Below are 13,164 nucleotides of genomic sequence, written 5' to 3'. Positions count from 1 at the left end.
CGGGGCGCCGTGAAGGCCCGGGCCTTGCCGGCACGGCCTACTCGGCGGCGTCTCAGATCGTGGTCTGCAACTGCAGGTAGTTCTGCAGGCCCATCTTGTCGATGAGGCCCAGCTGCTTTTCCAGCCAGTAGGCGTGGTCTTCCTCGGTGTCGCGCAACTGGGTGAGCAGCACGTCGCGGCTCACGTAGTCGCCCACGCCTTCGCACAGTTCCATGCCCTTGCGCAGCGCGGCGCGGACTTCGTACTCGGTGTCGAGGTCCTTGCTCAGCATCTCGGGCACGGTGAGGCCGGGCGTGAAGGGATTGGGGCGCATGTCGGGGCGGCCGCCCAGGAACAGGATGCGGCGCAACAGCGCATCGGCATGCTGGGTTTCCTCTTCCATCTCGTGGTTGATGCGCTCGTAGAGCTTGAGGAAGCCCTGGTCTTCATAGGTGCGGGAATGAACGAAATACTGGTCGCGTGCAGCCAGTTCGCCGCGCAGCAATTCGTTGAAGTAGTCGATGACTTGAGAATTTCCCTGCATTGTGGTGTTCGATCTCGTGATGGTTCGGCACCGAGTATCCCCCGACTCGCTCGTCAGAGGGGCAATGCCCCCGGCGCCGCACTCTGCATGCGTTACGACCTCAGAAGCGTTTGCATTGGGACTGATGAACCCGGAAGCCGCTCGAAGCCCGGTCGGGTCGTCACCGTGGGGGGGGGGGGGGGAGAAAAAATCGTGCGCGCGAGGGGCCTGTCCCGCCGTCCCGCCGTCCGGCCGGCAGCGGCCCGGTTCTTCAGTCGATGGTGGCCAGTATCGACTGAGCTTCCTGGGCGGCACCGGCCGTGGCTTTCAAGGCGATGGTCCCGCTGCGGTGGGCGGTGACCTGCATCTCCATCTTCATGGCTTCCATCACCGCGATCAGGTCGCCTTCCTTGACCTGAGCGCCGTTTTCGACTTTCCAGGCCTGCAGGGTGCCGGCAATGGGCGCCAGCACGCCGCCGGCGGACGCCTGGCAGACCGGGTCGGTGCCGGTGGCAGCAGGCGGCGCTGCGGCCGCGGACTGGAGCGTGCCCAGCAGTTCGGCCGGCAGGCCCAGGGCCACACGGCGGCCGTCGATTTCCATGGCGGTGCGATGCAGTGCGACCGATGCGAGCGGCTCGGGGCGGACGCCGGCTGCCAGGTCGTCCGCGAAGTCGGTCTCGATCCAGCGGGTGTGAACGCCGAAGGTGTCCGGGCCGGTGAAGTCGGCATGCTGCATGACCAGTCTGTGGAAAGGCAGCACGGTCGGCAGTCCTTCGATCTCGAACTCGGCAAGGGCCCGGCGTGCCCGCCGAATCGCCTGTTCCCGGGTGGCACCGGTGACGATCAACTTGGCCATCATCGAGTCGAATGTGCCCGGCACCGTGGCGTTGCCATCCACCCCGGTATCGACCCGCACACCGGGGCCGGAGGGCGGAACGAACCGCTTGATACGGCCGGGCGAGGGCAGGAAACCCCGGCCGACGTCCTCGGCGTTGATGCGGAACTCGAACGAATGTCCGCGAGGGACGGGGGTCTGCGTGAACGAAAGTGGCAGGCCGTCGGCGATGCGCAACTGTTCGACCACGAGGTCGACGCCTGCGGTTTCCTCGGTCACGGGATGTTCGACCTGCAGGCGGGTGTTGACTTCGAGAAAGGAGAGGGCGCCGGTCGCGCTCAGCAGGAACTCGACGGTGCCTGCGCCCGTGTAGCCCGCTTCGTCGCAGACATCGCGCGCAGCCTCATGGATGCGCGTTCGCTGTTCGTCGCTCAGGAACGGGGCAGGGGCTTCCTCGACCAGTTTCTGGTTGCGCCGCTGCAGTGAACAGTCGCGGGTGCCGACCACCACCACATGGCCATGGGCATCGGCCAGCACCTGCGCTTCGACATGGCGGGGCCGGTCGAGGAACTGCTCGACGAAACATTCGCCGCGACCGAAAGCCGCAACGGCCTCGCGCACGGCGGATGCGTAGAGCTCCGCTGCATCCTCGAGCTTCCAGACGACCTTCATGCCACGGCCGCCGCCGCCGAATGCGGCCTTGATGGCAATCGGCAGACCCTGCTGGCGGGCAAAGTCGACGACCTCTTTGGCGCTGGTCACCGGACCGGGCGTGCCGGCGACCAGCGGAGCGCCGACCTTGAGGGCGATCTTGCGGGCCTGGACCTTGTCGCCCAGGGATTGGATGGCATGCGGCGAGGGGCCGATCCAGATCAATCCGGCGTCGAGAACCGCCTGGGCAAAGCCTGCGCTTTCGGACAGGAAGCCGTAACCGGGGTGAACGGCATCCGCGCCGCTGCGGCGCGCGATGGCGATGAGCTTGCCGATGTCGAGGTAGGTGTCGGCCGGGCGGTTGCCTTCCAGCCCGTAGGCTTCGTCGGCCATGCGGGCGTGCAGGGCATCCAGATCGGCGTCGGCGTAGACGGCAACCGACTGCACGCCGTAATCGGCGCAGGCGCGAACGATGCGGACGGCGATTTCGCCGCGGTTGGCAATCAGGACTTTTTTCATGTCGTTGCTGAACGCTCTGGGTCAAGCCACGGCGGCTGGCTCGGCCCGGGTCTCGGAAAAAACTTGGATCGGCCGGAAGCGCACGGGGGTGCCGACGGGAATCTGGCCGGCCCGGTCGAGGTGGTAGGGCGCGACGCAGGCGATGACGGGGTAGCCGCCGGTCAGCGGATGATCGGCCAGGAACAGGACGGGCAGACCGCTGGGAGGCACCTGGATGGCACCGGCGGCCGTGCCTTCGCTCGGCAGCTCCGCCGCCAGGGCCCGGGTCAGCGGCTGCGCGGCACCGAGGCGTATGCCGACCCGATTGGATTCGGACGTGACTCGCCAGACCTGTTCGCTGAAAAGCGTCACGGCTTCCGGCGTGAACCAGTCGGTGCGGGGGCCCATGACCACATCCAGCGTGACTTCGGTGTCGGCACGTGGCAGGTCCGGGCACGGCTGGGCCGGGTGGCCCACGATGGCGCCGCGCGGCACCGGCCGAATGCCGACGACGTCGCCGGCTGCGAGCGGTTTCGGGCCGACATTCGACAGCGTGTCCGTCGACCGGCTGCCGAGTACCGGCTCGACATCGAAGCCGCCGCGCACGGCGAGATAGGCTCTGACGCCCGCGCGGGGCTGGCCGAACGCCAGCCGGTCGCCGCTGCTCAAGGCCAGCGGGGCGTGGTTGCTTTCCGGCCAGCGCCGCAGGGTGCCGTCGGCATCGCGGCTCACCCGGGTGAGCGGCACGTCGGCACCGGTCACGGCCACGACGCTGTCGCCGCTGGCTTCGAACTCGAAGCCGCCGTAGGCCAGCTCGATGCAGGTGCAGTCGGCCGGATTGCCGACCAGCGCATTGGCCTGTTTCAAGGCGCCTCGGTCCATCGCGCCCGAGGCCGAGATGCCCTGCCCCGCCTGGCCGGGGCGGCCCAGGTCCTGGAACAGCGCTTGCACACCGGTCTTCCCGACCGTCAGCGTCGCTTGCCGTGCATCGGCCGGGCGCGTGCTGCGCGATTCGGCCGGCCCGGTGGCGTAGGCAGGGGCTGCGATCAGCGGACGGGATTTTTCGGCAACGAATCGCACCCGATGACCGGGCTGCAGCAGTGCGGGCTCCTTGCGGTTCAGGTCCCACATCGGGGTGTCCGTCACACCGATGATCTGCCATCCGCCGGGGCTCGCCTGGGGATAGACGCCGCTGAACAGGCCGGCCAGGCCCACGGCTCCGGCAGGAATGCGGGTCCGGGGCGTCTTTCGGCGCGGTACGTTCAGACTGGGGTGACCGCCGCTGAGGTAGGCGAAGCCGGGCGCAAAACCCGTGAACGCGACCGTGTAGGTGCTTCCGGTGTGGCGTTCGATGACCTCGGGGATACCGATGCCGAGGATGCGGGCGACCTCCTCGAGATCGTCTCCCTCGTAGCGAACCGGGATCTCGACCAGTCGGCCCGAGCGCTCGACCCGCGCCGTGATGTCCAGGCGGCCGATTCGCGCGGCGAGCTCGGCGGCAGCGACCTGCAGGGGATCGAAATGAACCAGGATCGTCCGGGCTGCGGGAATCAGCTCCAGGACACCGGCCAGCGGCCGGTTTTGCAGTCCATCGAGCAGCGTCAGCGTCTGATCGAGGTCGTCGAGCTCGATCAGCATCGCATTCAGGTTGACGGGAAGAAAACGCATCACGCCTCCAGGCTGCCCACGAAGGAGCCCAACTGCACGCCCTCGTGCATCAGGCGCTCGCGCAGTTGCTGCGCAATCGCCACGGCACCGGGGCTGTCGCCATGCACGCAGATCGAGTCGGCTTCGAGGTGGACCAGGCTGCCGTCGACGGCTTCGAGGCGGCCCTCTTGCACCAGGCGCAGCATGCGGTCGCCGATGCTTCTGGGATCGTGCAGCACGGCACCCGGCTCGCGCCGCGAGACCAGCGCACCCTGCGGCGTGTAGGCCCGGTCGGCAAAGGCCTCGGCCCTGACCTCCAGTCCGCTGTCGCGTGCCCAGCCGATCAGTGGCGATCCGGCCAGTGCCAGCAGGACCAGGCTGGGGTCGATCTCGTGCAGCGCAGCGATCACGTCCTGCGCCTGGCGGCGATCGTGTGCGATGGTGTTGTAGAGGGCACCATGGGGTTTGACGTAGCGCACCCGCGTGCCGGCCGCGGTGGCAAGTCCCTGCAGGGCGGCGATCTGGTAGATCACGCCGGCCACCAGATCCGCGCTGGCGATGTCCATGTTGCGGCGGCCGAATCCCGCGAGGTCGGGATAGGACACGTGCGCGCCGACGACGACCCCGCGCCGCGCCGCGTCCTTGAGCGTGGCCAGAATGCCGGCCGGGTCGCCCGCGTGGAATCCGCAGGCCACGTTGGCGCTGGTCACCACCTCGAGCAGGGCGGCGTCGTCGCCCATGCGCCAGGCGCCGAAGCTTTCTCCCAGATCGCTGTTCAGATCCATTTTCATCATCGTCCAATACTCCTGGGCAGATCGGCTCTGCACTCGTGTTGTCGGAGGGTGCGGGCCGCGGATGCGGCGCATGCCGTCAATGCAATCGGCCGGCGGTTTCGCGGAGGTCTTGCGACACCGCAAGCGAAGTCCGGATCACGCTTCGCAGGGCTGCGATCTGGGTCTCGAGCGCCATGCTCGGCGCACCGGGAACCCGCGCAGCCTGCTCGGGAAGATAGGGAACGTGGATGAAACCGCCGCGTGCCTGCACGCCCGGGCCGGCGTGGGCAAGACGGTGCATCAAGGCAAAGAAGACGTGGTTGCAGACGAAGGTTCCCGCCGTGTTGGAGACCGAGGCCGGCAGCCCGGCGGCGCGCAGCGCGTGCACGATGGCCTTGATCGGCAAGCTCGAGAAGTACGCGGCCGGGGCCCCGGAGACCACGGCCCGATCGATGGGCTGCCGGCCCGCGTTGTCGGCGATGCGGGCATCGTCGATATTGATCGCCACGCGTTCGGGTGTGATGTCGGCCCGTCCGCCTGCCAGCCCCAGGCAGATCACCAGCGCGGGCCGCAGGGTGGCGATGGCCTCGTCGAGCTGCGCCGTGGCCTGACCGAAGACGCAGCGCAATTGCAAGGCATGAACCACGGCGCGACCGGCGGCCCGATCCCCGGCTTGCCCCGTCTCGCCCGTGGCCTCGCCGCTGCCCGTGCCGTGCACCGCTGCGCGGTCGGGCTGCCAGCCGTCCAGCGCGCGCGCCACCTCCCACGAGGGATTGACGCTGTCGCGATCGAAGGGCTCGAACCCCGCCAGCAGGATGTTGACGGGCGCGGGGGCGTGCGGGGATGAGGCGGGGGCTTCAGGCATGGCGGCAGTCTCGTTTCATCGGAACATCAGGGAATACGGCAGGAACACATTGGCCGTCAGCCGCATCGGCGCGGTCGGGGTCCGGGCACCGGCCCAAGCCTACCCCAAGCGCACCGGCGACGGAAATCGCCGGCAGGGTCCTGGCGTTTTCTGCCAGCCTGCGTCAGTCTGCCGACCGCGTCAACGCCCGAAGAGCTGACCGCCCCAGGCTTCCACGCGTTCGGTGATGGCCTGGGCGACGATGCGTGTGGCCGGCGACAGCTTTCCCTGCTTGGGCAGCGCCAGCGTGACATGGCGGGTCAGGTCGGGCCGAACGACCTTGCTGCACGAGAGTTTTCCTTCCTCGAGCTCGGTCATGATGGCGTAAGGCCCCAGCAGCGAGTAGGTGCCCGGCGTCTGGGCGACGAGCTGTTTCTGCAGCGTGAGCGAATCCGCCTCGACGACCGCCTGCAACCTGAAGCCGAGGCTGCGCGCCGTTTCGTCCAGCGCGTTGCGCCAATGGCTCGGCCGCCTGGGCAGCACGAGCGGTAACGATTCGAGGCGGCTGAAGGGCACGGTCGGCGACGACGTGAGCTCATCCCCGGGGTGGCCGATCAGATAGGTGTGCGCGATCGCCAGGGGCTTTTCATCGTCTCCACGGGGCGGGTGATACCGGAACAGAATCGCCAGGTCGACCAGTCCGCCATCCAGCATGTTGTCCAGTTCGGCCCCCTGCGCTTCGCTGATGCTGAGCCGGATTCCGGGGTGTTCCGCCTTGAGGGACTGGCACAGGCGTGTCATCAAGGGATGGACTGCCGAGGGAATGATCCCCAGCCGGACCTCGCCTTTGACCGAACCGGACTCCGCACGCAACTCCTCCGTCATTCGTTCCGTGTCGAGCAGCCAGAGTCTGAGCCGGCTTGCCACGCGTTCGCCCACGGCCGTCAGGACGACGCCGCGGCCGGTGCGCCGAAAGAGCGCGGTGCCCATGCCGGCTTCGAAGTCGCTGATCTGCCTGCTGACGTGGGACTGAACCGTCTGCCGGCGGTTGGCGACCTTGGTCAGGCTGCCCGCTTCGGCGACCTCGAGAAACAAACGAACCGCGTCCAGATTCATACGGAGAAACCCTGGTTTGTCATGCCTTTTTTGGCATGTCTGAAAGCTTGGAATTCTATCTTCCCGGATGAGAGCGCTTTTTTTAAAGTCGCTTCCAAGGTCGGCTGTACCGGTGCATCGTGCCGGAGCCGCTCATCAACCAGGAGAAAGAATTGAAACTCGCAGCTTTTCGGCACGATGGTTCGACGGCCTATGGCGTGATACAGGGCGACCAGGTGCTCGTACCGCCCCCCGGCTTCTTGCAACGCCATCCCGATATCAGGTCCGTGCTGGCCGCCCAGGCCCTGCAGGCGCTGCAGGAATCGGCATCCGCGTCGTCGAGCCTGCCGTTGTCCGGTCTGCAGTGGGAGCCGGTCATTGCCCAGCCGAACAAGATCATCTGCGTCGGCCTCAACTACAAGACCCATGTCGCGGAAACCAAGCGGGCCGACAGCGAATACCCTTCGCTGTTCCTGCGTTTTGTCGATACCTTGACGGCGCACGAGACCGACGTGCCGCGTCCTTCCTTTTCCGATCGGTTCGACTGGGAGGGTGAACTGGCGCTGGTGATCGGCAAGGGCGGGCGCGACATCCCAAAGGAAAACGCCTTCGAACACATCGCGGGCTACGCCTGCTTCAACGACATCAGCGTGCGCGACTGGCAGCGCCACACCCATCAGTTCACGCCCGGCAAGAACTTTCCCGGCACGGCTCCTTTCGGGCCCTTCCTGGTGACGCGCGACGAGGTCGCGGATGTCCAGGCGCTCGGGCTCGAGACACGAGTCAATGGGCAGGTCATGCAAAAGGCCAGCATTGCCGATCTCATCTTCGATATCCCGACGCTGATTGCCTACATCTCGCGTTTCACGCCGCTGTCGCCGGGCGACGTGATTGCCACCGGTACCCCGGGCGGCGTGGGTGACCGCCGCGAGCCCCCGCTGTACATGAAGGATGGCGACGTCGTCGAGGTCGAAATCACAGGTCTCGGCGTCTTGCGCAACCGCATCGTCACGGCCGCCTGATCACAAGGACAAGAAATGGCAAACCAACCCAAGCTTCGCATCGCCGTCGACATCGGGGGGACGTTCACCGACATGGCGGCCTTCGATGAAACCACGGGCGAGCTTCTTTTCGGCAAGGCCCTGTCCACGCACGGCCAGCTCGTCGACGGCATCCAGCACACCATCGACAGCGCAGGCATCGACTGGCGCGACGGCCAGCTGTTCCTGCATGGATCGACCATCGCCATCAACACATTGCTGGAACGCAACGGTGCGCGTACCGCGCTGCTCATCACCGAAGGGTTTCGCGACATCTACGAAATCGGCCGGGTCAACCGCCCCGATGCGTACAACCTCTTTTTCAGCAAACACGAACCCCTGGTCAAACGCTCCTTGCGTTTCGAGGTCGCCGAGCGCCTGCGGGGCGACGGCAGCATCCACAAGCCGCTCGACGAGGAGGCGGTTCGGGAACTGGCGCGCGACCTGCGGGGCCAGGATGTCGAAGCGGTCGCCGTGCTGTTGCTGCACTCCTACCGCAATCCGGCGCACGAGCAGCGCGTCAAACAGATCCTGCAGGAAGAGCTGCCCGGTGCATTCGTCTGTGCCTCGCATGAGCTCAGCCAGGAATACCGGGAGTTCGAGCGCGTGTCCACGGCCGTCGCCAATGCCTATGTCGGCCCGCGCGTTTCGCAGTACCTGGGACAGCTCGAACACCATCTTTCGGACAACGGCTTCGACGGCGATTTCTACATCGTCCAGTCCACGGGCGGCCTCTTTCCGGTGGAACACGCCAAAGTCGGCTGTGTGCGCATGCTCGAGTCCGGCCCCGCCGCCGGGGTCATCGGGGCACAGGCGATCTGCGCGCAGCTGGGCATGGGCGATGCGATCGCGTTCGACATGGGCGGCACCACGGCGAAGGCCGGGGTGATCAGCGAGGGGCGGCCTCTGACCACCGGCTCGGCCTTGATCGGCGGCTACGAGCGTGCGCTGCCGATCCAGATACCCATGATGGATATTCACGAGGTCGGCACGGGAGGCGGGTCGATCGCACGCGTCGAAACGGGCCGTGCATTGAGAGTCGGGCCGCAGAGCGCAGGCTCCATTCCCGGCCCCGTCGCGTACGGAAGGGGCGGCACGGAGCCGACCGTCACCGATGCCAACCTGCTGCTGGGGCGTCTGGATGCCGAGCATTTTCTGGGTGGCGAGCTCAAGCTCGATCTCGAGGCCTGCCAGCGCCAGATGGCGGAGCGGGTCGCCGGCCCCCTGGCGCTCGAGCCCACCGAAGCGGCCGATGGCATTCTGCGCATCGCCGTGACGCAGATGTCCCATGCCGTCAAGGCGGTGACCACCGAGCGGGGGCTGGATGCCGGCAGCTTCACCATGGTGGTGTACGGCGGTGCAGGTCCCCTGCATGCGTCGGCCATTGCCCGCGAGATCGGCATCAGAAAAGTGCTGATCCCCTATGCGCCCGGTTATTTCTCGGCCTACGGCATGCTGTTTTCGGACCTGCGCTACGACTACGTGCGTTCGGTCTTCCGCAAGCTGGGCGATGTCTCGTTCGAAGAAATCGAGTCGCTCTACACGACCCTGGAAGACGAAGGGCGTGCCGCACTGGCCCAGTCGGGCGTCCAGGCCGACGGCGTGGTGGTCGAGCGCGCCGCCGACATGCGTTATGTCGGACAGGAGCATGCCGTCACGGTCGATCTGCCTCTCGAGTTTTTCGAGGGCAAGGACCGCTCCGCCATCAAGCGACAGTTCGATGAACTGCACAAGGTCCGCTACGGGACGTCGGCGCCGAAGGAGCCTGCCGATCTGGTGAGCCTGCGGGTGACGGTGCTGGGCACCATGAAGAAGCCGCCTCGTCACCAGGTCGCTGCCGGGACGGCCGAGCCCGACCGGGCGGCGGTGCGTGCCGTGAAGCCGGTTTATTTCCGGGCGACAGGCTGGGCCGATACGCCCGTCTACACCCGTGATCGTCTGTTGTCGGGCAACGAAATCCTCGGGCCCGCACTGATCGAGGAACACGCCTCGACCACGGTCGTGCAGCCTGGCGATTCGCTGCGCGTCGATGAATTGGGCAACTTGCAAATCGAAATCGGGAGTGACCGGACATGAGCAACAACCTGCAGACCTCCGCCGGCGCGGCCGTGGATCCGGTCACTGTCGAGATCATTCGGAACGGCCTGTATGCCGTCACCGAGGAAATGAAGACCAACCTCACGCGCACGGCCTACAACCTGATCATCTACGAGGCATTGGATTTCACCGTCGGGCTGTTCACGAAGGAAGGCGACACCGTCTCGATCGGCCTGGGCCTTCCGATGTTCATCCGCGGCATGTCGGAGACCGTCAAGGCCAAGATCAGGCACTTTGGCTACGACAACATCAAGCCGGGCGACATCCTGGTGACCAACGACGCCTACACCACGGGCAGTCACCTGAACCATTTCACCTTCACGATGCCGGTCTACCACGAGGGGCGGCTCGAGGGGTTCACCTGTTGCATGGCGCACTGGCTGGATGTCGGCGGCACGCTCGGCAACGTGACCACCGACATCTTCAGCGAGGGCATTCAGATTCCGCTGCTCAAGTACCAGAGCGAAGGCATCGTCAACCAGGACCTGGTGGACATCATCGCGATGAATGTGCGCCTGCCCGAGCGGGCCCTGGGCGATCTGCGGGCGCAGATCACGGCCGTCACCACCGGCGAGCGCCGCTATCTGGAGCTGCTGCAGCGGTATGGCGCGGAGGCCGTCAACGGTTCGATCCGCCAGATCATGGACGCGTCCGAAGCCGTGGCGCGCAAGAACACGCTGTCGATTCCCGACGGCGTGTACGAAGCCGAATCCTTCATGGACGATGACGGACTCGAGATCGGAAAACGCATCCCGATCCGGGTCAAGGTGATCGTCCAGGGCGACGAAATGACGGTGGATCTCTCGGACGTGAGCAAGCAGGTCCGGGGTTTCTACAACTCCGGTTTCACGACCGGCATCGCCTGCGCCCAGGTCGCCTACAAGTGTCTGACGACGCCCACCGACTACCCCGTCAACGACGGCAGCTTCCGCTCGCTGAAAGTGGTCATGCCGATGGGCACGGTCATCAGCGCGGAGAGACCCTATCCGATGCGGGTCTGGATGACCTTCCCCATGACCGTCATCGACACCATCTTCAAGGCCCTGGCGCCGGCCATCCCCGACCGTTCGATTGCAGGCCACCACGCGGATCTGGTGTTCCCCAACATCCATGGCATCTCGCCCGAGGATGGCCGGCTGTTCATCGTCGGCATCGGTCCGCTGGGCGGCGGCTGGGGCGCCAAGAGCCGCGAGGACGGGGTCTCGGTCACGGTGTGCATCAACGACGGGGACACCCACAACAGCCCGACCGAGCAACTCGAGGCCAAGTACCCGGTGCTCGTCGAAAAGTATGCGATACGGCAGGACTCCGGCGGTGCGGGCCGGTACCGCGGCGGGCTTGGCGCCGAGATGATCGTGCAGGCCCTGTCGCCCTTCACGGTGACCACCCGGATCGACCGTGTGCATTGCAAGCCCTGGGGGCTCGAAGGCGGCGGCGATGCAGCGGGCAACGGATTGGCCGTCCGTCACAAAGGCGAGTGGAAAACCGACCACCCCAATGCCAAGATCTTCAACGTCCGGCTGGAACGCGGGGATGCCTACAAGATGTTGTCCGGCGGGGGCGGCGGCTTTGGGAATCCGCTCGATCGCGAGCTCGACCTCGTGGCTCGAGACGTTCGCGAGGGGTATGTGAGCGCATCGGTGGCGCGCGAGGTCTACCGTGTCGCCCTCGATGAAAAAGGCCGTGTGGACCCGCAGGCAACGGCTGCGCTGCGCTCGCAGCAAGGCCGGGCGACATGCTGATGGCCACCGCCGCACACGCCGAAGCCCGGCAGGCCGCCCGGCTGCTGGACTTGTGGAGCCGCCTGTCCTCGCGTCACATTGCGCTGGGATCGTCCTGTGCGTGCGGCGCCGGCGGCGTCACCCTGGTGCTCGACGACTTCGAGCTCGACATCTACGGTTACCTCCAGGATTCGGCCGAACGTTGCGACGTGGAGGAGGCGAGGGCGTTCTTCGCCGCCTCCACAGCGACCGAGGCCGACGCCCGGCCCCTGCTGCGCCTTCTGGAAACGGCGGCGGCCGGGCACCTGCCGCCGGGCGTCGGCGCGTGGGCCTTGCCCAAGCTCGAACGCACGCTGAGTTCGTTTGCGGAGTTGCACGGGACCGAATCCGGAGGCATGTGATGGCAGGCCACTTTTCATCGCTGGTCGCGGTGCCTGAAGGGCATGCAGGACGGGTGCCGGTCTCCGTGCTGACCGGTTTCCTCGGAAGCGGCAAGACCACCTTGCTCAACAGGCTGCTCGGCAGCCAGGACCTGACCGGGACTGCGGTCATCGTCAACGAGTTCGGCGAGGTCGGGATCGACCAGGATCTCATCGCACAAACCAGCGAGCAGACCTTGCTGCTGGCCAATGGCTGCCTGTGCTGTGCCATGCGGGGCGATCTGATCGAGGCGCTCGAACGGCTGCGCTCGCGCATGGCCTCGACGTTGTCGCGTGTCGTCATCGAAACCAGCGGACTGGCCGATCCAGGGCCCATCCTCCGCACACTCACTGCGGATCCGGCCGTCACACGTCACTTCCGTCTGGCCACCGTGGCGTGCACCGTGGATGGCATCCTGGGTGTCTCGACACTCGACGCTTTCAAGGAGGCGCAGGAGCAACTGGCCGTCGCCGACCAGGTCTTCGTCACCAAGCTCGACACGCTCGGCGGGCGCATGCCGGACGCACTCGCCTGCCGCCTCGCCGCCGGCGCGACACAGGCCCGGGTTCACCTGGAGGCCGGCGAGTTCCGCGGGCTTCTGGACGAGCTGACCCGGGGCCGTCCATCCGCCGAAGACGACTGCCCCGAGGGCCCGCTCTACCGGATCGAATCCCGCGAACGATCGGCCGATGCACGGCACACGTCGGCCGTCCGGTCGGGCGTGATCCGGCGAGACGAAGCCCTGCCGCTGAAGGCTCTGCAGGCCTGGCTCGACCTGCTGATTGCCAGCCGGGGCGACGATCTTCTGCGCCTCAAAGGCATCGTCGCCATTCGCGAGCATCCGGACCAGCCCTTGGTCATCCACGGTGTTCAGCATCTTTTTGCACCGCCCGAACGGCGCTCGGCATGGCCGACATCGTCTCGGCAGACCCGCATCGTCGTCATCGGCCGCGACTTGAACATCGATGTGCTGTCGCACACCCTGGACGTCCTGGCTTCCCGGCACAGACGCAGCGAGACGGCCGCATAGGCCTTGGACCG

General features: G+C 66.6%; 11 protein-coding genes. 5 read left to right on the top strand and 6 right to left on the bottom strand.

What is annotated here, in order from left to right:
* Positions 1–52: 52 nt before the first annotated feature.
* From bfr to EC845_RS14680, 6 genes are all read right to left on the bottom strand, one after another.
* Positions 53–523 carry a bacterioferritin gene (gene bfr, locus EC845_RS14705; protein WP_123298890.1) on the bottom strand — a complete coding sequence of 157 codons (471 nt, stop codon included), beginning with the start codon at positions 521–523 and terminating at the stop codon, positions 53–55.
* 250 nt (positions 524–773) lie between these two features.
* Positions 774–2,507, bottom strand: a complete 1,734-nt coding sequence (locus EC845_RS14700) for a biotin carboxylase N-terminal domain-containing protein (RefSeq protein ID WP_123298889.1) — start codon at positions 2,505–2,507, stop codon at positions 774–776.
* 21 nt (positions 2,508–2,528) lie between these two features.
* Positions 2,529–4,154 (bottom strand): 5-oxoprolinase subunit PxpB, encoded by a 1,626-nt coding sequence (gene pxpB / locus EC845_RS14695; protein ID WP_123298888.1) that lies wholly within the window; start codon positions 4,152–4,154, stop codon positions 2,529–2,531.
* Positions 4,154–4,924: a LamB/YcsF family protein gene (locus tag EC845_RS14690; RefSeq protein ID WP_123299182.1), complete on the bottom strand. Its 771-nt coding sequence runs from the start codon at positions 4,922–4,924 to the stop codon at positions 4,154–4,156. The genes pxpB and EC845_RS14690 overlap by 1 nt, the downstream gene beginning before the upstream one ends.
* Positions 4,925–5,003: 79 nt before the next feature.
* Positions 5,004–5,771 (bottom strand): pyroglutamyl-peptidase I, encoded by a 768-nt coding sequence (pcp, locus tag EC845_RS14685; protein WP_123298887.1) that lies wholly within the window; start codon positions 5,769–5,771, stop codon positions 5,004–5,006.
* A gap of 180 nt (positions 5,772–5,951) precedes the next feature.
* Positions 5,952–6,866, bottom strand: a complete 915-nt coding sequence (locus EC845_RS14680; RefSeq protein ID WP_123298886.1) for a LysR family transcriptional regulator — start codon at positions 6,864–6,866, stop codon at positions 5,952–5,954.
* A gap of 152 nt (positions 6,867–7,018) precedes the next feature.
* On the opposite strand from EC845_RS14680, the gene EC845_RS14675 reads away from it, so the two are divergent.
* Genes EC845_RS14675 through EC845_RS14655 form a run of 5 tightly spaced genes read left to right on the top strand, consistent with a single transcriptional unit; the run spans position 7,019 to position 13,153 of the window.
* A complete protein-coding gene (locus tag EC845_RS14675) occupies positions 7,019–7,867 on the top strand; it encodes a fumarylacetoacetate hydrolase family protein (RefSeq protein WP_123298885.1) in 849 nt (282 codons plus the stop codon).
* Positions 7,868–7,882: 15 nt separating this feature from the next.
* On the top strand, positions 7,883–9,961 hold the full coding sequence (locus tag EC845_RS14670; RefSeq protein ID WP_123298884.1) for a hydantoinase/oxoprolinase family protein: 2,079 nt from the start codon (positions 7,883–7,885) through the stop codon (positions 9,959–9,961).
* On the top strand, positions 9,958–11,724 hold the full coding sequence (locus EC845_RS14665) for a hydantoinase B/oxoprolinase family protein (protein ID WP_123298883.1): 1,767 nt from the start codon (positions 9,958–9,960) through the stop codon (positions 11,722–11,724). The genes EC845_RS14670 and EC845_RS14665 overlap by 4 nt, the downstream gene beginning before the upstream one ends.
* Positions 11,718–12,104 carry a hypothetical protein gene (locus tag EC845_RS14660; RefSeq protein ID WP_233598092.1) on the top strand — a complete coding sequence of 129 codons (387 nt, stop codon included), beginning with the start codon at positions 11,718–11,720 and terminating at the stop codon, positions 12,102–12,104. The genes EC845_RS14665 and EC845_RS14660 overlap by 7 nt, the downstream gene beginning before the upstream one ends.
* Entirely contained in the window at positions 12,104–13,153 is a 1,050-nt protein-coding gene (locus tag EC845_RS14655; protein ID WP_123298882.1) for a GTP-binding protein, read from the top strand. Before EC845_RS14660 ends, EC845_RS14655 begins: the two co-directional genes overlap by 1 nt.
* Positions 13,154–13,164 lie beyond the last annotated feature (11 nt).

Source organism: Comamonas sp. BIGb0124 (assembly GCF_003752175.1).
GTDB lineage: Bacteria > Pseudomonadota > Gammaproteobacteria > Burkholderiales > Burkholderiaceae_C > Comamonas_F.
Note: the sequence above shows the minus strand (reverse complement) of the source record. Positions and strands in the feature narration are given on the sequence as shown.

What these genes read in the sequence shown, in the direction of transcription:
- bfr (WP_123298890.1), bottom strand. Translation starts at nt 523, where the DNA reads ATGCAGGGAAATTCTCAAGTCATCGACTACTTCAACGAATTGCTGCGC.
- EC845_RS14700 (WP_123298889.1), bottom strand. Translation starts at nt 2,507, where the DNA reads ATGAAAAAAGTCCTGATTGCCAACCGCGGCGAAATCGCCGTCCGCATC.
- pcp (WP_123298887.1), bottom strand. Translation starts at nt 5,771, where the DNA reads ATGCCTGAAGCCCCCGCCTCATCCCCGCACGCCCCCGCGCCCGTCAAC.
- EC845_RS14690 (WP_123299182.1), bottom strand. Translation starts at nt 4,924, where the DNA reads ATGAAAATGGATCTGAACAGCGATCTGGGAGAAAGCTTCGGCGCCTGG.
- EC845_RS14665 (WP_123298883.1), top strand. Translation starts at nt 9,958, where the DNA reads ATGAGCAACAACCTGCAGACCTCCGCCGGCGCGGCCGTGGATCCGGTC.
- EC845_RS14660 (WP_233598092.1), top strand. Translation starts at nt 11,718, where the DNA reads ATGCTGATGGCCACCGCCGCACACGCCGAAGCCCGGCAGGCCGCCCGG.
- EC845_RS14670 (WP_123298884.1), top strand. Translation starts at nt 7,883, where the DNA reads ATGGCAAACCAACCCAAGCTTCGCATCGCCGTCGACATCGGGGGGACG.
- pxpB (WP_123298888.1), bottom strand. Translation starts at nt 4,154, where the DNA reads ATGCGTTTTCTTCCCGTCAACCTGAATGCGATGCTGATCGAGCTCGAC.
- EC845_RS14680 (WP_123298886.1), bottom strand. Translation starts at nt 6,866, where the DNA reads ATGAATCTGGACGCGGTTCGTTTGTTTCTCGAGGTCGCCGAAGCGGGC.
- EC845_RS14655 (WP_123298882.1), top strand. Translation starts at nt 12,104, where the DNA reads ATGGCAGGCCACTTTTCATCGCTGGTCGCGGTGCCTGAAGGGCATGCA.